Annotated in this window: 27 protein-coding genes and 1 pseudogene; 23 read left to right on the forward strand and 5 right to left on the reverse strand. The window is 41.1% G+C overall.

Translation table 11 applies throughout. From position 1 onward, the window contains the following. Position 1: 1 nt before the first annotated feature. From spoVAE to BQ4305_RS08850, 5 genes and pseudogenes are all read left to right on the forward strand, one after another. Positions 2 to 352, forward strand: coding sequence for a stage V sporulation protein AE (gene spoVAE / locus BQ4305_RS08830; protein WP_063596893.1), 351 nt, complete (start codon positions 2 to 4; stop codon positions 350 to 352). A 12-nt stretch (positions 353 to 364) separates the two neighbouring features. Further along, a complete protein-coding gene (locus BQ4305_RS08835; RefSeq protein WP_063596892.1) occupies positions 365 to 571 on the forward strand; it encodes a DUF1657 domain-containing protein in 207 nt (68 codons plus the stop codon). Positions 572 to 598: 27 nt separating this feature from the next. Further along, the gene (locus BQ4305_RS08840; RefSeq protein WP_110927452.1) at positions 599 to 1,459 is read left to right on the forward strand and encodes a DUF421 domain-containing protein; all 861 of its coding nucleotides are present in this window, start codon (positions 599 to 601) and stop codon (positions 1,457 to 1,459) included. Between the two features lie 326 nt (positions 1,460 to 1,785). Further along, positions 1,786 to 2,370: pseudogene (locus BQ4305_RS08845) on the forward strand (transposase); the annotation flags it as partial. A gap of 210 nt (positions 2,371 to 2,580) precedes the next feature. Then, positions 2,581 to 3,156, forward strand: a complete 576-nt coding sequence (locus BQ4305_RS08850; protein WP_110927453.1) for a YitT family protein — start codon at positions 2,581 to 2,583, stop codon at positions 3,154 to 3,156. A gap of 143 nt (positions 3,157 to 3,299) precedes the next feature. Here BQ4305_RS08850 and BQ4305_RS08855 read toward each other — a convergent pair whose 3' ends face one another. Beyond that, positions 3,300 to 3,506 carry a hypothetical protein gene (locus BQ4305_RS08855; protein ID WP_110927454.1) on the reverse strand — a complete coding sequence of 69 codons (207 nt, stop codon included), beginning with the start codon at positions 3,504 to 3,506 and terminating at the stop codon, positions 3,300 to 3,302. A 192-nt stretch (positions 3,507 to 3,698) separates the two neighbouring features. Here BQ4305_RS08855 and BQ4305_RS08860 point away from each other — a divergent pair. The 5 genes from BQ4305_RS08860 to BQ4305_RS22255 all read left to right on the forward strand — a co-directional run bounded on the left by BQ4305_RS08860 (position 3,699) and on the right by BQ4305_RS22255 (position 9,340). Then, a protein-coding gene (locus tag BQ4305_RS08860; RefSeq protein ID WP_110927455.1) for an IS3 family transposase occupies positions 3,699 to 4,852 on the forward strand; the annotation gives its coding sequence in 2 pieces (ribosomal slippage) (positions 3,699 to 3,951 and positions 3,951 to 4,852; 1,155 coding nt in all). 954 nt (positions 4,853 to 5,806) lie between these two features. Then, complete coding sequence (locus BQ4305_RS08865) at positions 5,807 to 6,439, forward strand: DUF2238 domain-containing protein (protein ID WP_110927456.1); 633 nt, start codon at positions 5,807 to 5,809, stop codon at positions 6,437 to 6,439. A 532-nt stretch (positions 6,440 to 6,971) separates the two neighbouring features. Continuing rightward, on the forward strand, positions 6,972 to 8,456 hold the full coding sequence (locus tag BQ4305_RS08870; protein ID WP_110927457.1) for an alkaline phosphatase family protein: 1,485 nt from the start codon (positions 6,972 to 6,974) through the stop codon (positions 8,454 to 8,456). Between the two features lie 487 nt (positions 8,457 to 8,943). Next, entirely contained in the window at positions 8,944 to 9,174 is a 231-nt protein-coding gene (locus BQ4305_RS08875) for a hypothetical protein (RefSeq protein ID WP_199880632.1), read from the forward strand. A gap of 67 nt (positions 9,175 to 9,241) precedes the next feature. Next, complete coding sequence (locus BQ4305_RS22255) at positions 9,242 to 9,340, forward strand: IS3 family transposase (RefSeq protein ID WP_407640149.1); 99 nt, start codon at positions 9,242 to 9,244, stop codon at positions 9,338 to 9,340. Between the two features lie 19 nt (positions 9,341 to 9,359). Here the strand turns inward: BQ4305_RS22255 and BQ4305_RS08880 are convergent, their stop codons facing one another. Continuing rightward, positions 9,360 to 9,551: a hypothetical protein gene (locus BQ4305_RS08880; RefSeq protein WP_110927459.1), complete on the reverse strand. Its 192-nt coding sequence runs from the start codon at positions 9,549 to 9,551 to the stop codon at positions 9,360 to 9,362. A 165-nt stretch (positions 9,552 to 9,716) separates the two neighbouring features. Between BQ4305_RS08880 and BQ4305_RS08885 the strand changes: the two genes are divergently transcribed. Next, positions 9,717 to 10,595 (forward strand): patatin-like phospholipase family protein, encoded by an 879-nt coding sequence (locus BQ4305_RS08885; RefSeq protein WP_110927460.1) that lies wholly within the window; start codon positions 9,717 to 9,719, stop codon positions 10,593 to 10,595. Between the two features lie 25 nt (positions 10,596 to 10,620). Here BQ4305_RS08885 and BQ4305_RS08890 read toward each other — a convergent pair whose 3' ends face one another. Both BQ4305_RS08890 and BQ4305_RS08895 read right to left on the reverse strand, forming a co-directional pair. Next, positions 10,621 to 11,001: an SA1362 family protein gene (locus BQ4305_RS08890; RefSeq protein WP_110927461.1), complete on the reverse strand. Its 381-nt coding sequence runs from the start codon at positions 10,999 to 11,001 to the stop codon at positions 10,621 to 10,623. Between the two features lie 95 nt (positions 11,002 to 11,096). Continuing rightward, entirely contained in the window at positions 11,097 to 12,047 is a 951-nt protein-coding gene (locus tag BQ4305_RS08895; RefSeq protein ID WP_110927462.1) for a DUF1385 domain-containing protein, read from the reverse strand. A gap of 175 nt (positions 12,048 to 12,222) precedes the next feature. On the opposite strand from BQ4305_RS08895, the gene BQ4305_RS08900 reads away from it, so the two are divergent. From BQ4305_RS08900 to BQ4305_RS08935, 8 genes are all read left to right on the forward strand, one after another. Then, a complete protein-coding gene (locus BQ4305_RS08900) occupies positions 12,223 to 12,723 on the forward strand; it encodes a YqhR family membrane protein (protein ID WP_110927463.1) in 501 nt (166 codons plus the stop codon). Positions 12,724 to 12,819: 96 nt separating this feature from the next. After that, on the forward strand, positions 12,820 to 13,272 hold the full coding sequence (gene aroQ / locus BQ4305_RS08905; protein WP_110927464.1) for a type II 3-dehydroquinate dehydratase: 453 nt from the start codon (positions 12,820 to 12,822) through the stop codon (positions 13,270 to 13,272). Next, positions 13,265 to 14,326: a M24 family metallopeptidase gene (locus BQ4305_RS08910; protein ID WP_110927465.1), complete on the forward strand. Its 1,062-nt coding sequence runs from the start codon at positions 13,265 to 13,267 to the stop codon at positions 14,324 to 14,326. The genes aroQ and BQ4305_RS08910 overlap by 8 nt, the downstream gene beginning before the upstream one ends. A 23-nt stretch (positions 14,327 to 14,349) precedes the next feature. Then, complete coding sequence (gene efp, locus BQ4305_RS08915) at positions 14,350 to 14,907, forward strand: elongation factor P (RefSeq protein ID WP_110927466.1); 558 nt, start codon at positions 14,350 to 14,352, stop codon at positions 14,905 to 14,907. Positions 14,908 to 15,031: 124 nt separating this feature from the next. After that, positions 15,032 to 15,565, forward strand: a complete 534-nt coding sequence (locus BQ4305_RS08920) for a glycerol-3-phosphate responsive antiterminator (RefSeq protein ID WP_110927467.1) — start codon at positions 15,032 to 15,034, stop codon at positions 15,563 to 15,565. 303 nt (positions 15,566 to 15,868) lie between these two features. Continuing rightward, entirely contained in the window at positions 15,869 to 16,693 is an 825-nt protein-coding gene (locus BQ4305_RS08925; RefSeq protein WP_110927468.1) for an MIP/aquaporin family protein, read from the forward strand. A gap of 34 nt (positions 16,694 to 16,727) precedes the next feature. Beyond that, positions 16,728 to 18,218 (forward strand): glycerol kinase GlpK, encoded by a 1,491-nt coding sequence (glpK, locus tag BQ4305_RS08930; RefSeq protein ID WP_110927469.1) that lies wholly within the window; start codon positions 16,728 to 16,730, stop codon positions 18,216 to 18,218. Between the two features lie 188 nt (positions 18,219 to 18,406). After that, entirely contained in the window at positions 18,407 to 20,065 is a 1,659-nt protein-coding gene (locus BQ4305_RS08935; RefSeq protein WP_110927470.1) for a glycerol-3-phosphate dehydrogenase/oxidase, read from the forward strand. Between the two features lie 93 nt (positions 20,066 to 20,158). Here the strand turns inward: BQ4305_RS08935 and BQ4305_RS21405 are convergent, their stop codons facing one another. Then, complete coding sequence (locus BQ4305_RS21405; RefSeq protein WP_199880633.1) at positions 20,159 to 20,296, reverse strand: hypothetical protein; 138 nt, start codon at positions 20,294 to 20,296, stop codon at positions 20,159 to 20,161. A 197-nt stretch (positions 20,297 to 20,493) separates the two neighbouring features. Here BQ4305_RS21405 and spoIIIAA point away from each other — a divergent pair, with 197 nt between their 5' ends. The 4 genes from spoIIIAA to spoIIIAD are packed head-to-tail and all read left to right on the forward strand — an operon-like array spanning position 20,494 to position 22,564. Continuing rightward, positions 20,494 to 21,429 (forward strand): stage III sporulation protein AA, encoded by a 936-nt coding sequence (spoIIIAA, locus tag BQ4305_RS08940; RefSeq protein WP_110927471.1) that lies wholly within the window; start codon positions 20,494 to 20,496, stop codon positions 21,427 to 21,429. Continuing rightward, positions 21,422 to 21,937 carry a stage III sporulation protein SpoIIIAB gene (gene spoIIIAB, locus BQ4305_RS08945; RefSeq protein ID WP_110927472.1) on the forward strand — a complete coding sequence of 172 codons (516 nt, stop codon included), beginning with the start codon at positions 21,422 to 21,424 and terminating at the stop codon, positions 21,935 to 21,937. The genes spoIIIAA and spoIIIAB overlap by 8 nt, the downstream gene beginning before the upstream one ends. Before the next feature lie 21 nt (positions 21,938 to 21,958). Beyond that, positions 21,959 to 22,162: a stage III sporulation protein AC gene (gene spoIIIAC / locus BQ4305_RS08950; RefSeq protein WP_110927473.1), complete on the forward strand. Its 204-nt coding sequence runs from the start codon at positions 21,959 to 21,961 to the stop codon at positions 22,160 to 22,162. A 12-nt stretch (positions 22,163 to 22,174) separates the two neighbouring features. Further along, a complete protein-coding gene (spoIIIAD, locus tag BQ4305_RS08955) occupies positions 22,175 to 22,564 on the forward strand; it encodes a stage III sporulation protein AD (RefSeq protein WP_110927474.1) in 390 nt (129 codons plus the stop codon). Positions 22,565 to 22,593: the final 29 nt, after the last annotated feature.

A 22,593-nucleotide genomic window follows, 5' to 3' on the forward strand; every position in this document is an offset into this window, starting at 1 on the left:
CATGATCTATTTTTGGGCTTTTGTTATAGGTGGTTTGATTTGTGTCATTGGGCAAATTATGTTTGATGTGTTTAAACTGACACCGGGACATACGCTAAGTACCCTTGTCGTAATAGGGGCTATTTTAGATGGGGTAGGTTTATATGAACCCTTAATTGATTTTGCTGGGGCAGGGGCTACTGTTCCTATTACAAGCTTTGGGAATTCACTTGTACACGGGGCCATGCAAGAAGCTGAAAAACACGGGTTAGTCGGCGTACTTACAGGGATGTTCGAAGTGACAAGTTCTGGCATTTCATCTGCCATTATTTTCGGCATGTTAGGAGCTTTGATTTTTAAACCAAAGGGATAAGGAGGATGTAAGATGACCATCGGATCGGAAGTAAAGCAATGTCTTGCCAGCCTAAAAGGCGTAGAAGCTAGTCTATCCAGTTTAGCCTTACGTACACAAGATAACGAATCGAAACAAACCTTACATGAAACGATGATGGTAGTGAACGAAGTAGTCACAGATTTGAAAAAAAGGGTGGGAGAATTGGAGAGGGAGGAATTCCAGTATAAAGGGTTTTAAAATAAAGTATATAGGAGGTGTTATGTAATGCCTGATTGGTTAGATGTATTTTTGAGGGCTTTGTTGTTTCTCATTATCCTTTTTTTAGTAACTAAATTGCTAGGTAAAAAGCAACTATCTCAACTTTCTTACTTTGAGTATGTGGTTGGTATAACCATAGGTAGTATTGGGGCGGAAGTTATTACGGGTCTTGAACGAAGTATTTTAGTGGGGGTTATAGGGATTGTTACCACTGCCGCACTACCTTTTATAGTTGGAATCCTTTCTTTGAAAAGCAAAATGGTTCGGGACCTTGTAGAAGGGAAAGGAACGGTTTTTATCAAAGATGGAAAAATCATGGAAGATAACTTGAAGAAGGAAAGATATACAACGGATGAATTGTTAGCATTACTTCGAAAGAAGGATGCTTTTCAGGTGTCTGATGTGGAATTTGCGGTATTAGAGGCAACCGGAGATTTATCCGTTATGTTAAAGAAAGAGAACCAGCCATTAACGGCAAAGGATTTAAACTTGGTGGTTGCTTCAGTCAAAGAGCCTCAGACCGTCATAATGGATGGGGAAATATTGGATGAACCACTTGCGACGATTGGTCGAAGTCGAGGTTGGTTACACACTGAATTAGAAAAATTAGGAGTCACCATTGAAAATGTCTTTCTTGGACAAATAAATTCTTATGGAGAACTGACGGTGGATCTTTTTGATGATATATTGCAAGTACCGTCTCCTCAAGAAAGGCCTTTACTTCTTTCGACTATGAAAAAATGCCAAGCAGACTTAGAACTCTTTGCGCTAGGAACAGAAAATAAAGAAGCTAAGCAGATATATGAAAAAAACAGTGAAAAACTACAAAAAGCAATTGATAACGTTACGCATATTTTAAAAAGTTGATTGTATGATCAGTTTTTTAAGTTCATGGGTTATTTAAATTTAAATAGTTCCAAAAATATAGGAGGCAGATAAATGCCTCCTAACAGCCTGTAGACAAACTCGAAATTTCGAGTTTGCCTACAGGCTTTTTTCTTTTAAAATAATAGTAATAGTTTTTGAAATAGTGTAAGTTGATTTTCGTTTCGGCGGACGCTTTCCGCGGGCGTGGCCCAATCCTCCTCGTCGCTTTGCTCCTGCGGGGTATCGGCCTTCACGCTTTTCCCGCAGGAGTCGCCGCCTGCACTACAATCAACTCCTTTCTAAATAAATGTCTGAGGTGAATGGATATGATGACAAAAAATCAAATAAGTGAACGTGATCAAATGGAAATGATTACAATAGAGCAACTTGTACCACAGGATCATTTGGTCAGAAAGCTTGAATCAGCGATTGATTTTTCTTTCATCTATCCACTAGTTGAATCACTGTATTCAACATTAGGTCGACCTAGTGTTGATCCAGTCGTATTCATTAAAATGACATTTGTTCAATATGTATTTGGAATTCGTTCAATGCGTCAAACAATAAGAGAAATTGAAACAAATATGGCGTATCGTTGGTTTTTAGGGTTTGGATTTCATTCAGAAGTACCGCACTTTTCTACCTTCGGTAAAAATTATGAACGTCGTTTCCAAGATACGGATATCTTCGAACAGATTTTCTATCGAATTCTTAAAGAAATTGCAGATAAAGGACTACTAAGTGCTGACCATGTCTTCATCGATTCAACACATGTTAAAGCAAGTGCGAATAAACGTAAATTCGAAAAGAAGATAGTTCGTAAAGAGACTCGGGCATATGAAGCTAAACTTCAAGAAGAATTGAATCAGGATCGAGTTGATCATGGGAAGAAACCATTCCCATCAGATAAATTTGAAATAGGAGGCAGATAAATGCCTCCTAAGACTCACTCAAAGAGTTGTCAAACTAAGGAGGTTTTATATGTATATATAGACTATAGGGAAATTCAACTTGTCACGCCCTTTTTTAAAAAGGCTGCATTCACCTAATTACAAATCTCAGCCTCATTCTGTAATCATATGCTTGTACATATATTAGTTATAAACCCATGAAAAAAGGTGATGCACATTCTTCAGAAAATCACGGCTATTCTTATAGGCAGTCTATTATTGAGTATCGGAATAAATTGCTTTTTAGTTCCCCATCAATTATTAGATGGAGGGATTACAGGCATTGCCCTCATCATCCATTATTACTTTGAATTTCCAACAGGTTTAGCGATATTCCTTTTAAGCATCCCTCTGTGTATATTCGCCTGGATCCATGAAAGAACATTCTTTTTTAATAGCTTTCTCGGTTTAATTGCTGCTTCTGTGTTCATTGATTGGCTGGCCCCTTTAAGAAACCAATTTTCTCTTTCTGTTTTTCCGAGTGTGTTAATAGGAGGAGGATTGATTGGAATCGGAGTAGGAATCATGCTTCGATATGAAGCAAGTACCGGAGGAACCGACTTGTTAGCTCAATTTATATCGAAAGCTATGTCCGTAAATATTGGGGTCGTTATTTTCATGATAGATGGTCTAATTGTAACATTGGCGTTTAAAATGTTAGAGTTAAAAGCTTTTCTTTTTTCTGGATTAACGATTTGTATGATTGGAATAGTTACATCTATAATAGCTAGGCCATCGAATAGGTAAGGAATGAACCATTTTGAATGATTTCATTGTATTACACCTTCGACCGGTTATTGCAACCTATTTCTTGAAATAAATTAGAACCCCCTCACCGTACCTCTGGCATGGAAGGGGGATTATATATGGATTAGAAGGAATTACTTTAATTAGGAAACTCGGTTTTTATATGCGTTATTGATTTCCAGACTGTTGTTATTCTGTCCTTGCATGCCAGTTCCCATCCCCATCATGTTAGAGCCAAGTGGCATCATATTTTTCATTTTTCCGCCATTCCCACTCAACATTTGATAAGCAGCAATACCTACTCCAACTGAAGCGAAAATCGGTAAGATTTTATCCATGTTTGTTTTCATTTATATCACCTCATTTTATTAAATGTTTGTTCATTTCCTTAACCTTAATATCTTGGGTCAAAACACCTTAAAAATTCAAGGTGTTTGTTACCAAAACAATTAGTAATAAAAAAATGATATAAAGGAAATGATGTTAGACTCAAAAGTAGACACAGTTTATTATTAAAATAACTAATAATAAGAGGTGTCCAAATGAGCAGACAAACATTTGATGAAGATTTCAAAAGAAGCACAGTCCAAATGATGATTGAACAAAACAAATCAGTTGCCCAGACGGCCAGGGATCTGGATATCAACCCAAATACTATTCACAATTGGAAAAAGAAATACGGTGAAGAGTTTATAGAAGCTGCCCTTCCAAACATGACGGAAAACCAACAATTAAAAGCCATGCAAAAACGTCTCCGTGATTTGGAAGAGGAGAATGCCATCTTAAAAAAGGCTATGCACTTCTTCGCGAAAGACCATCGGTAATTTTCTCATTTATCTTCGAGAATCGCTTCAAGTTCCGTGTGGAGAAGATGTGCAACGTTATGAATGTTTCACGAAGCGGATATCATAAATGGGTGGACCGCCCTGAAAGTGAAAAAACCAAACGCCATAAGACCCTGGTTAAGCATGTTCATAAATCCTATTTGGAATCCAGAGGACTTTATGGAAGTCCGAAGATAGCGAAAGACCTAGAGAAAAAAGGGATACCGGTTTGTCAAAAAACAGTAGCTCGAATCATGAAAGAAGAGGATCTTCGATCAAAGACTGTAAAAAAATATAAAGCGACGACGAACTCAAAACACACACTCCCAGTCTATGAAAACAAGCTCAATCAAGAGTTTAAAGTTGATGAGCCAAATAAAGTATGGGTGGCTGATATCACTTATGTTCCCACATCAGAAGGATGGCTTTATCTGGCGAGTGTAATGGATTTGTTTTCCCGTAAAATTGTAGGCTGGTCCGTCGATAAAACAATGACAAAAGACTTGGTTATCAACGCTTTGGACCGGGCTTATAATCGCCAGCAACGGCCGCTCGGATCTGTTCTTCATCATTCAGACTGTGGAAGTCAATATTGTTCGAAAGATTACCAAAAGCAATTAGCCGCCTACAAGATCGATGTAAGCATGAGCAGAAAAGGAAACTGTTACGACAACGCTTGTATTGAATCTTTTCACAGTGTATTGAAGAAAGAACTAATTTATTTGACTAAATACAAGACTAGAGAACAAGCGAAAAAGGAAATCTATGAATATATCGAGATATTCTATAACTCAAAAAGAATACACTCTGCAAATGGTTATTTTTCCCCATCCGAATACGAACGTATGTACTTTGATAAGATTGCGAATTAAGCCAAAACTCAACTTTTCCTCTTCCTTCAAGTACAGAATGCATTCTGTACTTGAAGGAAGAGGCCACCAAGCGTAAGCGCGGTAGGTGAAATAAATCTAAAAAATTGTGTCTACTTTATTGACCTAATACCAAAAAATTAAATTAAAGGGATAAATAATAAGAAAAAAACGGTATAGGAATTTTACTTTTCCATACCTCCCTATCTAAATCCAAGTCGCTTGTCATAAAAGCACTTTTCTTTTTTTCCTATAAGGGATTTAAAAGCAAAACATATTGAAACCTTTCTGAATAAAGAATGATTGAGGACTTTAGCAAAAATTTAAGATTAGTGAAGTGAATATTCATGCCAATGTTAGATGTGAATGGTATTTACTTGGATTATTCTTAAAGGGAAAAGGTATTCCTATTGGTTTTTATTCATCCTCCTGTACTAACAGTGTGAATTTCAAATACCAAGTTAAGGAATTATCCCAAGAATTTAATGTTATTCCTTTTAATATTAGAGGTCATGGAAGCAGTCAGTATCAAGACTGCCAGTGATTTATCCCCTGATTAGAGAAGATATTAAACATCTGTTGGATCATTTGAAAATTAAAAAAGCAATCATATGCGATATTCAATCGATGGCTCTATCGTATTGGAATATTTGCTGTGTTGTGCAGATAGGGCTCTTGGAGGCATTGTAATAAGTGGAATGAATAAGGGATAAATATGTAAAGCAAAAGATTCTTTAGGAATATCACTTGCAAAATTGCATGTGCGGAATTAAAGTTCAATGACCATGCAAAGCCAAATCCCTTCCCAAGCAGCAAATGACTTAAATGGATTAAGCATTTTATCCATACACATACTGTTTGATTCTTTTGATTACATAATCCGATCCATTAAAGTGCAATGTAGTTATTTCTGTCTTTTACAATTGAAAATATCATAAATCTAATGGAGTGAAAAAATTGGGAAAAGATCAAACTAAAAAAATTCATTTAGTATTACTATCGTTAGTTACTGCAGTTTTTATTTGGTCAGTTATTCAGCCGGAAGGATACTTGATATGGACAATGGAAGTCCTTCCTGCGGGTGTGTTATTGATCATCTTAATAGCCACATATAATAAGTTTCGCCTCACCACTTTATCCTATATTATTATTGCAATTCTATCTATTACTATGTTCATCGGCGCCCATTATACTTACTCAAAAGTTCCTCTATTTAATTGGATAAAAGATCATTACGATCTAAACCGGAACCAATATGATCGGTTTGGGCATTTTCTAAAAGGTTTATATGCGATTGTGATTAGAGAAATAGTAATACGTAAAACCCCGCTTAAAAAAGGGCCGTGGTTATGGGCTGTCACATTAAGTTTTGCACTTACTATTGCCTCCTTATATGAAATTATAGAATGGTTAGCTACAATAATTTCAAAAGGCGGAAAAGCTTCAAAGGACTTTTTAGGAACACAAGGTGATATTTGGGATGCACAATGGGATATGTCGTTAACATTAATAGGCTCTATCATTGTACTGCTAACCTTCTCAAAACTACATAACAATCTGTTAAGAAAAAAGAATTTTTCAATCGATTAAAAGAGAAAAAATCCTAATATTTACAAAAAATGAGTTAATAAGGAATGGAATTTTCTGCTAGGTTAAGAATGAATTCATTTAAACAAAAGGACCAAACACCATCCCAAATATTATTGGTTCGTTCCTGGTTCCTCTCTGTCAATTTAATCAAAGTGTTAATAAACAAAGTTACCCCTACAGATATCCCCGCGTTGCAAGATACTTTTTGTAAGAATCATTTTTTAACCCATAAATAAATACAAAACGAGTCTTTTTTCGATATCAATATCATCAGCAAGTCAATGGGAGAACAAATTCCAGAACATTGATTGATTTAAATACTTTAAAGTTCATTAAATATATCTTCTTTTCTAGATACATAAAATTCCCTCTTAAACAAGCATCGTCTAGTTAAGATCCTGTTGTTTCTTTATATATGTATCAAAAACAAGACATAAAAAATTTGTTTAATGGAAAAATAAATAAAACAGTCTTCAGTATGTCAGTGAAGATTTGAAATGCTGGTTCAATAAATAGGTGGAAGGATGATTTAATGACATCTTCACAAGAAAAAAGTGTTCAAAAATCAAAACCAGTCATTATGCTTGTTATTGATACATTAATGGACCCACCCCTACATGAGGCCATTAAAAATAATCGAGCACCAGCATTCAAGTATTTAATGGAGAACGGCATGTACTTTTCAGATGTTGTCAGTCCTTTTCCAACAATGTCTGTTAATGTTGACACAACAATACTTACTGGTACCTATTGTAATGACCACCATTTACCCGGACTAGTTTGGTTCAATAAAAAAGAAAATCGTCTCATAAATTATGGTAGTCATATTCGTGAATTATGGAAACTTGGTCTTAGTCGATCTCTGGAAGATATCTTATTTCACATGAATGGTAATCATATCAGTAAGGGAGTAAAAACCATACATGAGGAGTTAGAGGACAAAGGTAAAGAGTCGGCTTCGATTAACGCACTCGTGTATCGAGGGAATACATCCCACTCTTATAAATTGCCAAAATTATTAACATGGTTTACTTCTATTCAAAAAGACCGTTCAACATTAGGCGCTAAAGTTTTTACCTATGGTTCATTAAAAAACATAAGTCGATCTAAACGGTATCAACGACTTTGGCAAAGGCTCGGGTTTAACAGTTCTTCTTCAGTTCAGGAATTAACTTATTTAATTAACAAAAATCAACTTCCTTCCTTTACGATTGCCTACTTTCCTGATCTTGATCAAAGTGTTCATAAACATGGACGTATGGATGTAAAAGGAATTGAAAAAGTCGATCAACATTTACAAAAGATTCTTAATGCATATGATTCATGGGAAGAAGCATTACAGAACAATATATGGATTACAATAGGGGATAATGGACAAGCTTGGATTGAGTCTGAACGTAAAGTGGCTTTAATCGATCTTAAGAAAATGCTAGGGGCATATCGAATTATGAAACTAAAGAAAGGGATTCAACAAAAAGATCAGATTGTGCTTGCCGTAAATGAACGTATGTCATATATTTACACATTAGATACAAACACGTTACCTATAAATAAGCTTATACAAGAGCTAGATAATGATAAACGAATTGACGTGATTGCATGGCTGGAAGGGGCAACTATTAAGGTCAAGTCTGGTGGAAAAAAAGGAGAACTTCATTATCGAAAAGGTGGAGAATTGATTGATATATATAACCAGACATGGTTTGTTGAAGGGGATCATGGACTATTAGATATTACTGTAAATGACAATCAAATTCTCTACGGTGACTATCCAGATGCGTTGGGCCGATTATATAGCAGCTTACATTCACATGAAGGGAATTTCATCATAGTCAGTGCTAAACCAGGCTATGAATTTATTGGTGAAGGCTCACCTACCCACGTAGGAGGGGCTAGCCATGGAGGATTGCACCAACAAGATTCTTTAGTACCTTTGATTATAACAGGTACACGTTCAACACCAGCATATTTACGAATGGTAGATATAAAAGAATGGGTCTTATCGTTAATTAGTTAAAGCAAAGGATACTTATACAAAATGGCTTTAAATGAATGAAAGCTTTTTTAATTTAGTAAAGAAGATTTGCTGCTGTGACAAATGTCTAATCCATAAGTCGAGCTGTTCCATCGCCATAATCTTTTAGAGATTACACATGCACGCACTACCCGATTTGCATAAAGTGTTACAAGATTGGGGCAGCGTGCTTCCTTTTTAATGTCTTTTTTTTCTGAAAGTATTAAAAAATCGACAAGAGCAATCAAGATATGCGAAGCCAGATATACTTGATCTTTCCAAATGGCGGATTCTTCATAAAGTAAATGATGATACAGTTGGGATCAAACCGTATTTGAAACGACACAATGGAAATTAGCAGATGGCAGAAGTGAAATTTATCTTATAATCTATTACAAAACCAGGTCGAATATTTAAAAAAGCAATATCCAAATCTGTAAGAGGAGGAGGTATACCGAGTTAATCCAATCGATATCAACTCATTGATTCCATGAAGGAGCTTTACCTCATTACTTGGTTAGCTGAAATGGCGGGGATACAGCATTCTGGTTACTACAAATGGGTGAAAAATGGGGGGGCAGTCAAGCCGCGCGAAAAAAGAAAAATCATTAAAACAACAGATTTACCTATTCATCAAGAACATAAGGAATATGGCTATCCTCGTATGAAAATTGCTTTACAAGAACGAGGCTTCTTTGTGAATCCTAAAAAAATGTATTGATTAATGCATAGCTCAGTGTACAATCCATCATTCGTAAGAAACGCCGCTTCTATAAAGGAGTTAATTCTTGGCTATAGAAAACTCTATTTATTTTCATAACTATCAACGCTTTCAAAAATGGCTCAGCCACCTAGCACCAGTTGAATTTCGATGCCAGATGGCATAGTCTTTTATAGCTGTACGGTTTACTGATTTTCCATTTGCTGACCTATTTCCTTTTCCGCTATATATTGATTGGCATCTTTTAAGTCGGTATATTCATCGATTGAATCACCGGGAATAAATTTCTTATTCGGGTACTGATTGTCGGTCTGGATTGTGACGGCCTGTTTGTCGCGGCCGTTCGCTGTATACGTATGATCCTTTTTTTTTGCCAAATGATTTGCTCCTTTCTGTACGTGCTTATGTATAGCATGTTCTATTATTAAAAAAATATTGGAGCCAGTATGCCTTTATATCCTCAAGAGAGTCCCTTCCTAAAAAAGTCATAATTCCGGTATGTGCAGCTTAAAAATGTAGTAGGCCGGAATAGGGGTGGGGAAGTGATCATAGACGGGGTTTTTTCTGGAGGAGGGGTCAAGGGGTTTGCGATGGTAGGCGCTGTACAGGTTTTGGAAGAAAAGGGTTTCACTTTTCAGCGAATAGCCGGATCAAGCGCCGGATCGATCGTAGCGGCCTTCATAATGGCGGGCTACTCCGGGAAAGAAATTGAACATATTCTGGAAGATTTAGACATTGGTGATTTCCTTGATAAGCGGCCTTTCTTGCCTTTTCCCTTCGCTAAATGGCTGATGATGTATTGGAAACTGGGCCTATATAAAGGGGATGCTCTGGAAAAATGGATTCATGAGAAGCTCCGTGCACGAGGGGTCGTAACCTTTAAGGATATTCCGGATCATTCCCTGCGTGTAATTGCTTCAGATATTACGAATGGCAAGCTTGTGGTCCTGCCTGATGATCTTGTTCAGTATCAGATTAATCCAAAGAATTTCCCTGTAGCTAAGGCAGTGAGGATGAGCTGCGGCATTCCTTACTTTTTTGAGCCGGTAAGACTGAAGGGGAAGCGCGGCGAGAATATATTCATTGACGGCGGAATCTTAAGCAACTTTCCAATGTGGCTGTTCGATTCACCTGAAGGGAAAAAGGTGAGACCTGTTATCGGATTGAAACTGACGGGCGAAGATTATGCTGAGCCTCAAAGAATCCGAAATGCGGTTGAAATGTTTACCGCCTTATTCAGGACGATGAAGGACGCTCATGACTCTCGGTATATTTCCAAACGGCATGTGAAAAATATCGTTTTCCTCCCGGTTAAGGGTGTCTCTGCCACTGACTTTTTAGTGAATGACGAAAAGCGGGAAGAATTGCTCCAAATTGGAAGACTTCATACGATGGAGTTTTTGAAAAAATGGGGATATTGAATGAACAAAAAGAGAAATCGGACCTTTAAAAGGAGGCCCGATTTCTCTTTTTGTTTTTTTTTCCTTCTATAACAGTTAACTGAACATCAGATTTTCGTCTTGAAATGGGTCTCTTCTTCGATTTAGCGCTGGAGAAACTGGCCACATTGCTTTCTTTTGTTTTGGCTGAACGGCTTTTGTGGCGCTTTTTGGACTGTCTGGCCGCTTTTTTGAAAGACCTTTGCTCTTTTTTATCGGGTCCGGCATTTGTTAATCGGGTATAAATCATATAAATAACCCCTATCACTGCTGCGCCTATCAGGATATTCCTGAAAAATCCGATTGGGTTGGATACGAGGCTCATGGTAATTCCGAGGATTCCGAGGGTAATGATCCCAAACATCAGATATGATAAAGAACGATTCACAAAGACACCTCCTTAAGAGCATCTTAAGCATTTTTACCTTATTTTAAACCCATTCAGTATAAATATTCTTGAATTCTGTATCCTCTGTTATTTTTTTACACTATATCTTCTGCTCCTAAACCTTCTCGCTGTTTTTTTTCGAGGCTGAGCAGTTCATTGAACGAAGCCAAAGCAACTTCTACCTGACTGTCATCGGGCTCTTTTGTGGTTAATAGCTGGAGCCATAATCCAGGATAGCCGAGAAAACGAAGAACAGGAATATCCCTTACTTTATTTGTCAGCTGAAGAACTTCGAACGAAATACCCAGTACGACAGGAATCAGCAGAACCCGGTTTACGACCCGCACCCAAAGAGGGTCGACAGGAACGAGCATATATACGAATACCCCGACAATTACGGTGAACAGGATAAAACTGCTTCCGCAGCGATAATGAAGCCTGGAGCTTGCCTGGACATTTGCCACTGTCAGTTCTTTGCCGCTTTCATAACAGTTTATGACTTTATGTTCGGCTCCATGATACTGAAAAACGCGTTTGACTAATGGTGTCAATGAAACGAGATAAATATAAACTAAAAGAAGGATTAGCTTGAAAAGGCCTTCAATCAGAATCTGGGAAGTATCACTCTTGAATATCGGTTTAGTGAATTCCGCGAGAAATACAGGGATCAAGGTGAAAAGCAGTTTTCCGAAGAGGAAAGAAAGCACTCCAACCACAGCGACACCCAGCCACAAACTCAGTTTAGATGTCTCTTTTTCTATTTTCTCCGTACTGGCATCATTTTCCTTCTCTTCTTCATACTGTTCAGATGAAAAGTTTAGATGCTTTGAACCAGTTGCGCTCGATTGGATCAGAGCAACAATGCCCCGGAGGAAGGGGATCTTTTTTAATCGGTCCATGGCAGGGCTGGCCTTTCTAGGGAGACGGTAATAAGCGATCGTTGAATCTTTACGGCGGACTGCCGTGACTGTATGGCGTTTACCGCCGAACATTACACCTTCAACGACTGCCTGCCCGCCGTAGACGGGTTTTTGAACCTCTGACATGCTGACACCAACCTAATTAAGTATTTCACGTAGCTTCCGAATCGGTGAAGTTGCGTGTTTAGATTCATGATACCTAAAAAAACAGAAAACCTCTACTATATCTGTTTGTCCAAATGAAGAAAAAGAAAATATTTCTATTTAGGACGGGCATACTAAAGCCGGAGGTGTCAAAGATATGCAAAATCATCCAAAATCAGCCCATTCTTCAGGAGGGGTCTTGCTGCATTCCGCCGTGACCGGATTTACAGGCGGAGCGCTTGCCTGCATAGCTGCACTGCTGGCAAAATACTTTAACCTGATGGAATTCACGCCCCTATTTCTTCTTACATCCTGGTCGGACCTAAACTGGATTGACCGGTGGCAGGGAAAGGCGGCCGTTATCTTGCTGAGCGGAATTCTGTCTGTTTTGCTGGCTTTATTCTATTACTTGTTGATGAAGCGGATAAAAAGTATGTTTGGCGGCCTGTTTTTCGGAATTATTTGCTGGCTGCTGGTTATGTATGCGTTAAATCCGATGTTCTCCGATCTTCCGGCTGTTCAGGAAATGTCCAAGAATTCAATCATCACGAGCATATGCATTTTTTTACTGTATGGAGTATTCACAGGTTTTTCTATTTCGTTTGATTATCATGAATTCCATCGCCCGGAAGAACGGTTACATGAATCTGAGCGCTAAATAGAGTCCTCTGAAAAAAGTAGTAAGACAATTTATAGGTGTGTTAGAATATTCTTGTAAAGCATATCGTTTACTTTTATAAAAGCGGGTGTTGGCATGACAAGGATATTACTAATCAACGGTCCGAATCTTAACCGTCTGGGAAGCAGGGAACCGGCTCATTATGGTTCTGCAACGCTTAAGGATGTAGAAGAGGCGCTCAGCCGGAAGGCTTCGGAGCAAGGTGCGGAACTGAGCTGTTTCCAGTCCAATCATGAAGGAGCCCTTATCGATAAACTTCATTGGGCGGAAGATGAAAGTATCGATGGGATAATACTGAATCCAGGCGCTTTTACCCATTACAGCTATGCGATAAGGGATGCGATTGCCGGTATAGACGTGCCGGTCATTGAAGTTCATATTTCAAACATACATGCCAGGGAGAGCTTCCGTCATCAATCAGTAACGGCTGCTGTGGCAGCGGGGCAGATTGTCGGTCTGGGCGTATTTGGATATGAACTGGCGCTAGAAGCGGCAATAAATTTGGCAAGGGGGGAGCATGATGGATAAATTAACTCGTTTAAGAGAGGCAATGGCAAAGGTTCAGGTCGATGGTTTTTTGATTACAAGTACATATAATCGGCGCTTTTTAACGAATTTCACCGGCAGTGCGGGTGTTGTTCTGGTTTCTGGGAACGAAGCAAAATTCATCACCGACTTTCGCTATGTTGAACAGGCAGGCAAGCAGGCAGCCGGTTTTGAAATCGTGCAGCATAAAGGGACCATTATAGAAGAAGTAGGCAGGCAGGCAGAAGCGATGGGGATTGCCCGTCTGGGATTTGAACAGGATCATGTAACATATTCCTCCTACAGCGCGTATTCATCCGCCGTTAAAGCTGAGATGGTTCCTATATCAGGTGTCATAGAGAATTTACGCTTGATTAAGACAGCGTCAGAGATTAAGATATTAAAGGAAGCGGCAGCAATTGCCGATGCAGCATTCACTCATATTCTCGATTATATCCGTCCGGGCGTGACAGAACTCGAAGTATCCAATGAACTGGAATTTTTCATGAGGAAACAAGGAGCGGCTTCTTCTTCTTTCGATATTATAGTCGCTTCAGGCAAGAGATCTGCTCTGCCGCACGGAGTAGCTACGGATAAAGTAATTGAACAGGGTGATTTCGTCACACTGGATTATGGTGCTTATTTTAATGGGTATGTATCCGATATAACCCGTACATTAGCAGTCGGCCGTCCGGATGAAAAACTGGCAGCTATTTATGATATCGTTCTGGAAGCCCAGCTGAGGGGGATGGCAGGCATCAAGCCTGGCATGACCGGCAGGGAAGCGGACGCACTTACGCGTAATTTAATTGCTGAAAAAGGCTATGGTGAGTATTTTGGCCATTCCACAGGACACGGAATTGGCTTAGAAGTGCATGAAGGTCCCGCTTTATCAGTACGGTCAGATATTATCCTGGAGCCTGGAATGGCGGTGACGGTGGAACCAGGGATTTATTTGCCGGGAACCGGCGGTGTACGGATAGAAGATGATATCATCATAACGGCAGAAGGTAATGAATCGCTAACCAAGTCAACGAAAGAATTAATCATTCTGTAAGTAGTAGTGTAGGAGGACAAAAAATGATTTCTGTAAACGATTTTCGTACAGGCGTAACAATTGAAGTAGATAATGGAATTTGGCAGGTAATTGATTTCCAGCACGTTAAACCAGGTAAAGGGGCGGCTTTTGTCCGTTCTAAACTGCGCAATCTAAGAACTGGAGCGATTCAGGAAAAGACATTCCGTGCAGGAGAGAAAGTGGCGAAAGCCCATATTGAAAACCGCAAAATGCAATATTTATATGCGAGCGGAGACAGCCATGTGTTTATGGATGCCGAGACATATGACCAAATCGAACTTCCTGCTTCTCAGATTGAACGGGAATTGAAATTCTTGAAAGAAAACATGGATGTTCATATCATGACGTTCCAAAGCGAAACAATCGGTGTTGAGCTTCCAAACACAGTTGTACTGGAAGTTGCCGAGACAGAACCGGGCATTAAAGGAGATACATCTTCAGGCGGCACAAAAACAGCCGTAATGGAAACTGGCCTTGTTGTACAGGTGCCATTCTTCATTAACCAAGGAGATAAATTGATCATCAATACTTCTGAGGGCACATATACTTCTCGCGCATAAAAATTCAGGTCCGGGACACAGTTCCCGGACTTTTTTTGAAATAGGACATGTTCTATGGCGCAATGGAGCGAAGAACTTGCTGCGAATAAAGAATTAAACACTTCAGGGGAGGGAGTCGCAGGCCATGCAAAAAATCATCCCGGCATCACGGAACATGAAAGAGTTTGAGAGATTCCTGAAAAGCCCCTATGAATTAGGGGTGTTTTTGGAACTGCATATCTCCATGCTTAAATCTGTCCAATCACTGGCCCGGCAGCATAATAAAAAAATGATTTATCACCTTGATCTCATTCATGGGGTTAAAAGTGATGAAGCTGGAACTGAATTTATTTGCCAGGAGTATAAGCCATACGGAATAATATCGACAAAAGCAAATGTCATTATAACTGCTAAGAAAAAAGGTGTGAAAGCCATTCAGAGGCTGTTTCTGATTGATTCGCATGCCCTTGAGAAGAGCTTGGCGCTGGTAGCTAAAACCCGTCCGGATTATATAGAATTGCTTCCTGGAGCCATGCCGCAAATTATTGAGGAAATTGCGGGGACATCCGACATTCCGATCATGGCTGGCGGATTCATTCGAACGAAGCAAGATGTAGAAGCAGCATTGCAGGCAGGAGCGCTTGGAGTGACAACATCTGACGTCCGCCTTTGGGAGTAAAGGATTTTACTATGAATTTCTGACTGTGGTGAAATATGATTGACAGGGCTTTCATCTTATACTATATTGGTTTTAACTAAGTTAATAGATTGTGTCGAGAACTGGAGATTCACAAGGGATATCCTGCAGCGGCAGGTGTATTTGGTGTGAATCTCTTTTTTGTTCCGGTGTGGGAAAAGCCGCAGGTTTTTTATGACTTTTCTCTCATAAACAGACATTTTTCCTTATATTTGAAAGCGGTTGCTTTTCATATAGCCGAGGAAGGTATTGCTTGGGGAAAACATTCAGAAAGGTGGAGACAGCATGACAGCATTTTGGGGCGAAGTAGTTGGAACCATGATTCTCATTCTTTTAGGAAACGGTGTAGGCGCAGGAAATACATTGAAGAAAACTTTTTCAAATGGTTCCGGCTGGATTGTGATTACAATCGCCTGGGGGCTGGCCGTAACAATGGGTGTGTATGCCGTGGGCAATTACAGCGGAGCGCATCTGAATCCAGCCGTTTCAGTGGCTATGGCAATGACGGGGAATTTTGCCTGGAGCGATGTCCCCCTTTATATCCTTGGGCAGTTGCTTGGCGCCATCCTCGGTGCAAGTCTTGTATTCCTTCAGTATTTGCCGCATTGGAAAGTAACAGATGACCCTGGTGCTAAATTGGGCATCTTTGCAACGGGACCGGCAATCCCTCATACAATGGGCAATCTTCTTAGTGAAATTATCGGAACTTTTGTCTTGGTTATCGGTCTTCTCACAATTGGTGCAAATGATTTTACAGAAGGGCTGAATCCTCTTGCAGTCGGCTTGCTGATTGTGGTTATCGGAATGTCCCTTGGCGGTACTACTGGCTATGCGATTAATCCAGCCCGTGACCTGGGTCCAAGGATTGCTCATTTTCTGCTTCCGATTCCGGGTAAGGGATCATCGAATTGGAAGTATGCGCCGATTCCGATCATTGGTCCGTTAGTCGGCGGGGGAACGGCGGCCGTGTTCTACCAGGCTGTCTTTTTAGGGAAAGTCGGCGTCTCTTTCTGGGTAATGCTGGCCATTCTGTGCCTGACATTAATTACAGCCGGAATTATTGATAAAAAGAGGTCTAATTCTGCAGAATTGAATTATAGGTTAAAATAATGGGTAGTGAACGAGATAAAGGAGATGAAAAGAGATGGAAAAATATATTCTTTCATTAGATCAGGGAACAACAAGTTCAAGGGCGATTTTATTTAATAAAAAGGGAGAAGTTGTCCACGTAGCCCAAAAAGAGTTTCAGCAAATTTTCCCTAAACCGGGCTGGGTTGAGCATAATGCGAACGAAATATGGGGATCCATCCTTTCTGTTATTGCGAGCTGCCTTTCTGAATCAGGCATCAAACCGGAACAAATCTCTGGAATCGGAATCACAAACCAGCGCGAAACAACTGTCGTTTGGGATAAAAATACGGCTAAGCCGATATATAATGCGATTGTTTGGCAGTCCAGGCAAACAGCTGAGATTTGTGACCAATTGAATGCGGAAGGCTATAATGATTTGTTTAAGTCCAAAACCGGACTGCTTATAGATGCTTATTTCTCGGGTACAAAAGTGAAATGGATCCTTGACAATGTAGAAGGTGCAAGAGAGAAGGCGGAGAAGGGGGATTTATTATTCGGAACAATCGATACATGGCTAGTCTGGAAGCTTTCGGGCGGGAAAGCGCATGTAACTGATTATTCGAATGCTTCCCGGACGCTCATGTTCAATATTTATGATTTGAAGTGGGATGACGAATTGTTGGGAATTCTGGATGTGCCGAAATCTATGCTTCCGGAAGTTAAGCAGTCATCCGAGGTTTACGCCGAGACGATCGACTATCATTTCTTCGGCCAAAATATTCCGATTGCCGGTATTGCCGGTGATCAGCAGGCTGCCCTATTTGGCCAGGCCTGCTTTGAAAGCGGCATGGGCAAGAACACATATGGCACAGGCTGCTTTATGTTAATGAACACTGGGGAGAAGCCGGTTAAATCGGAACATGGTCTATTGACGACGATTGCCTGGGGCGCAGACGGCAAGATCAATTATGCGCTGGAAGGAAGTATCTTTGTTGCCGGTTCAGCCATCCAATGGCTGCGGGACGGCTTGCGGATGGTGAAAAGCTCTGCTGAAAGCGAAAAGTATGCCAAGCGTGTAACTTCTACGGACGGCGTATATGTTGTTCCTGCTTTTGTCGGCTTAGGAACACCATACTGGGACAGCGATGTTAGAGGAGCTGTCTTCGGGCTGACTCGGGGAACCAAGAAGGAGCATTTTGTTCGGGCTACGCTTGAAGCATTGGCGTATCAAACACGTGATGTAGCAGCGGTAATGGAGAAGGATTCCGGAATTGCACTTAAACGGCTTCGGGTAGATGGAGGAGCGGTACGCAACAATTTCCTCATGCAATTCCAGAGCGACCTGCTGGATGTGCCTGTTGAACGTCCGACTATCAATGAAACAACAGCATTGGGTGCAGCTTATTTGGCTGGCCTGGCAACAGGATATTGGAAGGACCAAGAGGAGATTTCTAAGCAGTGGAATTTGGATAAGGAATTTACTCCTTCGATGGAAGAATCAGAACGGGAAGATTTATACACGGGCTGGAAAAAAGCGGTTAAAGCAGCGCAAGTATTTAAATAATTGCTTTTCCCTTGAAATAAATTCTTGATGGAGTATAATGAAGGTAAGTTAATATTCGGGCGGAGATTTGGAGAGGCCATGACAGTATAGGGGGAACTATGCTGTTGTGGCCTCTCTTTTGTTATGCTCAGAAGTATTAAAGCCTGAATATTGGGGTAAAAGAGAGATATGATGAGAGGGTGGGATAAATGGCATTTACTAATCTGAAACGAACTGAGATAAAAGAAAAATTGAAGAAGCAAGAGTATGATTTGCTTGTAATCGGCGGAGGTATCACAGGATCCGGCATTTCTTTGGATGCAACAACAAGGGGTATGAAAACGGCTTTAGTGGAAATGCAAGATTTCGCTGCCGGTACTTCAAGCCGTTCCACTAAGCTGGTACACGGCGGCCTGCGCTATTTGAAACAATTTGAGGTGGGCATGGTGGCTGAAGTAGGGAAGGAACGTGCGATTGTCTATGAAAACGGCCCCCATGTTACCACACCTGAATGGATGCTTCTTCCTTTCCATGAAGGAGGTACATTCGGAAAGTTTACGACGTCCATCGGGCTGAGAGTCTATGATTTTCTTGCGGGAGTAAAGCGGGCTGAGCGCCGTTCTATTCTTACGAGGGAAGAAACAAGCCGAAAAGAGCCGCTTGTCAAAAAAGAAGGCCTGCTTGGAGGCGGATATTATGTAGAATACCGCACGGACGATGCCCGGCTGACCATTGAGGTAGCGAAGAAGGCTTCCGAACTGGGAGCGGATTTGCTGAATTATACGAAAGTAGTCGACTTCACTTATGAGAACGGAAAAGTGAATGGAGCAGTTGTGGAAGATGTCCTGACAAAAGAGAAATATGAAATAAAAGCGAAAAAAGTGATTAATGCAGCAGGTCCGTGGGTTGACAGTCTGCGTGAAAAGGATGATTCGAAAAAAGGTAAAACCCTTCACCTGACTAAAGGGGTCCATGTCGTCATTGATCAATCTAAATTCCCGTTGACCCAGGCTGTTTATTTTGATACGCCTGACGGCCGGATGATTTTTGCCATTCCTAGGGCAGGAAAAGCCTATGTGGGAACAACCGATACATTTTATGAAGAGGATCCAATCAATCCAAAGATGACGGAAGCAGACCGTGATTATATTGTGGAAGCCATTCATTATATGTTCCCTGAGGCAGGCATTACGGCAGATGACATTGAATCAAGCTGGGCCGGTGTGCGTCCGCTGATTCATGAAGAAGGCAAAGATCCTTCCGAAATCTCACGAAAAGACGAGATCTGGGTTTCAAACACAGGGTTAGTCACCATTGCCGGCGGAAAGCTGACTGGTTACAGAAAAATGGCGGAACAAGTAGTAGACAAAGTTGCCGGCCTATTTAAAGAGGAAGAAGGCATCTTGTTTGATAAAGTTCAAACGAAACATCTGCCGATTTCTGGCGGTGATATTGGCGGTTCCGGCCAATTCGAAAGCTTTGTACAGAGCACGGCATCTGAAGGTGTATCTGCAGGCTTAACCCGGGAACAGGCAGAAGGCATTGCCAGGATGTACGGTACGAATGCCAAGAAGGTATTTAATTTGGTTAAAGGAAAAGAGGCCGAAGCTAAGAAATACGGATTGCCGCTTGATCTTTATGGGAAAGCCGCTTATGCTGTCCAGTATGAAATGGCCGCAACGCCGCTTGATGTTTTAATGCGAAGAACAGGCGCCATTCTTTTCGACATCAAAACAGCCAAGTCCTTTAAAGAAGGAATCGTAAAATACATGCAGGATGTATTTGGCTGGTCAGAAAAAGAGGCATCTGCTTATAAAGAGGAAGTTGACCGTCTTATTCACCAGGCCGAAACTCCTGTGAAGTCTTAAGTTGAATAGCTGGTTCAAAAAACGCTTCAGGCCTTAGCCTGGAATGAGGGCAGAACTCGAATATTTTCGAGTTTATCTGCCCTCTTTTTTCTTTTAAATAGATGTTGTAAATAGGCAGGTTGATTCCACAGTGGATGGATGCTTTCCATGGGCGGCTAAAGTCCGTCCCCGGAAAGCAAGTACTTGAAACGGATCAAGGGATTTTAACTGCAATTCATCAAGAAAAGACATTCTGACAGCTCCAGGCCTTTGCCTGGAGCTGTTTTTCGTTTTTATCGGCTATTTGAAAAACGGGCACTTTGAATACTCCCCGCCGTAAGCAGCCTACTGGCAGTGGATCGAACTTCAAAAAAGTAAAATATGTCATGTTTGAAAGCTGCAGTGCATACATATTAGTGAAACGCGGTGTATATAGGAGGGTTGTCTACTTGGAAACGATTCTAGCTCTATTGCCGAAAACGATACAGCTGCAGCTCAAGGGAATGTCACCGGATTTGTTCAGGAAAGTAGAGGAAGTCAGAATACGCATCGGAAGGCCGATTGAATTAATTGCTGAAGGGGGCCGTCCGATTTTTATCCCTTACCTGGTTCGGCCGGAAGACGGTGAAATGTTTTTAAATGAACTCAGCCAGTTCTCTCTATATACGATGGAAGAGGAATTAAAAAGAGGCTACATTACAGTATCCGGGGGCCATCGGGTCGGACTGGCTGGGAAGGTCATTCTTGAAGAAGGCCGAGTAAAAGCAGTCCGGCATATTTCCTCTTATAATATCCGGATTGCCAGACAAAAAGTAGGGATTGCCGAACCGCTTGTTCCCTATTTATATGAAGAAGGCTGGCTTCAATCCCTGATCATTGGAGCCCCCCAAACCGGAAAAACCACCATTTTGAGAGATTTGGCGCGTGTTGTTTCAACAGGCGCTGCAGAGTGGGATATCCTGCCCGAGAAAGTAGGGATTGTTGATGAACGTTCGGAGATTGCAGGCTGCATTCACGGGGTCCCTCAGTTAGACTTTGGGCCGAGGGTGGACGTGCTTGACAGCTGTCCGAAAGCGGAGGGAATGATGATGATGATCCGCTCTATGTCACCGGACGTTTTGATTGTCGATGAAATAGGCCGCCAAGAAGACTCAGCAGCAGTCATGGAAGCAGTGAATGCGGGTATCAAGCTGATGATTACCGCCCATGGAGGAACTTACGAAGAGATTTGCAAAAGGCCGGTCATATCAGAATTGCTCAGCCAGTCAATATTCAACCGAATCATTGAGCTTCGGAGAGACCGTGAAGGAAAGAGGCATTGGGCTATTCTGGACAGTGCCGGCAGGAAAATAGAAGAAAAGGCTGTGGAGGGCAGGCATGCTTAAATTGATTGGCGCTGCCTTGATCATTGCCGTGACAACCTGGATGGGATTTGAATCAGCGAAAAAATTAAGCCTCCGTCCCCGTCAGCTCAGGCAGCTGAAAGTAGCCCTCCATTCCCTTGAAGCGGAAATTATGTACGGGCATACCCCGCTGAAGGAAGCTGCGCGGAAGCTTTCCAAACAATTGATTTCTCCCCTGTCTGATCTTTTTGAGTTATTTGCCGCAGGGCTGGAATCAGGAGGCACGACTGTTAAAGAGGCCTGGGAGGGAAGCCTGCGGATGAACTGGGACAGGCTCACTTTAAAAGAGGGAGAGTTTGAAATTCTTTCCCAGTTTGGGGAAACCCTTGGCAAAAGTGATAAATATCATCAGCAGAAACAAATTCAGCTGACGATGGCCCATTTGGAGAGGGAAGAAGCAGATGCGCTAGAACGGCAGAGTAAATACGAGAAAATGATGAAAAGCCTTGGCTTTTTATCCGGGCTGCTGCTGAGTCTTCTGTTGATATAAGCAAAGCGGGGGGAATGAATGATGGGCATTGAAGTCGATATCATTTTCAAAATAGCGGGAGTGGGACTGGTAGTCGCCTTCCTGCATACCATTTTAGATCAGGTTGGAAAGAAAGAATACGCCCAGTGGGTGACCCTTTTCGGTTTCATCTATATCTTATTTATGGTTGCTTCGATTGTGGAAGATCTGTTTCAGAAAATCAAATCTGTTTTTTTGTTTCAGTAGGGGGGATACGCCATTGAAATCATAAAAATTGTCGGCATTGCCCTGATTGCCACTTTCCTGGCGCTGATCATTAAAGAACAAAAGCCAAACTTTGCGTTTCTTCTCATAGTTTTTACCGGCTGTGCCATTTTTCTTTTCTTGGCAGATAAAATTTATGAGATTATCTTGATGATTGAAAAAATCGCCCTTCAAGCAAATGTGAATATGGTGTATTTAGAAACAATCCTAAAGATCATCGGCATCGCCTATATTGCGGAGTTTGCTTCCCAGATTACAAAAGATGCCGGCCAGGGGTCGCTGGCTTCGAAAATCGAGCTGAGCGGCAAGGTGTTGATTCTGGCGATGGCCATCCCAATCTTGACTGTTATTATCGAAACAATCCTGCAGATGCTTCCCAGTTAATCAAGCCATTTTCCGTCATGGGGTGAATG

The sequence above is a fragment of the Bacillus massiliglaciei genome (assembly GCF_900098925.1).
GTDB classification, from domain to species: Bacteria; Bacillota; Bacilli; order Bacillales; family DSM-1321; genus Peribacillus; species Peribacillus massiliglaciei.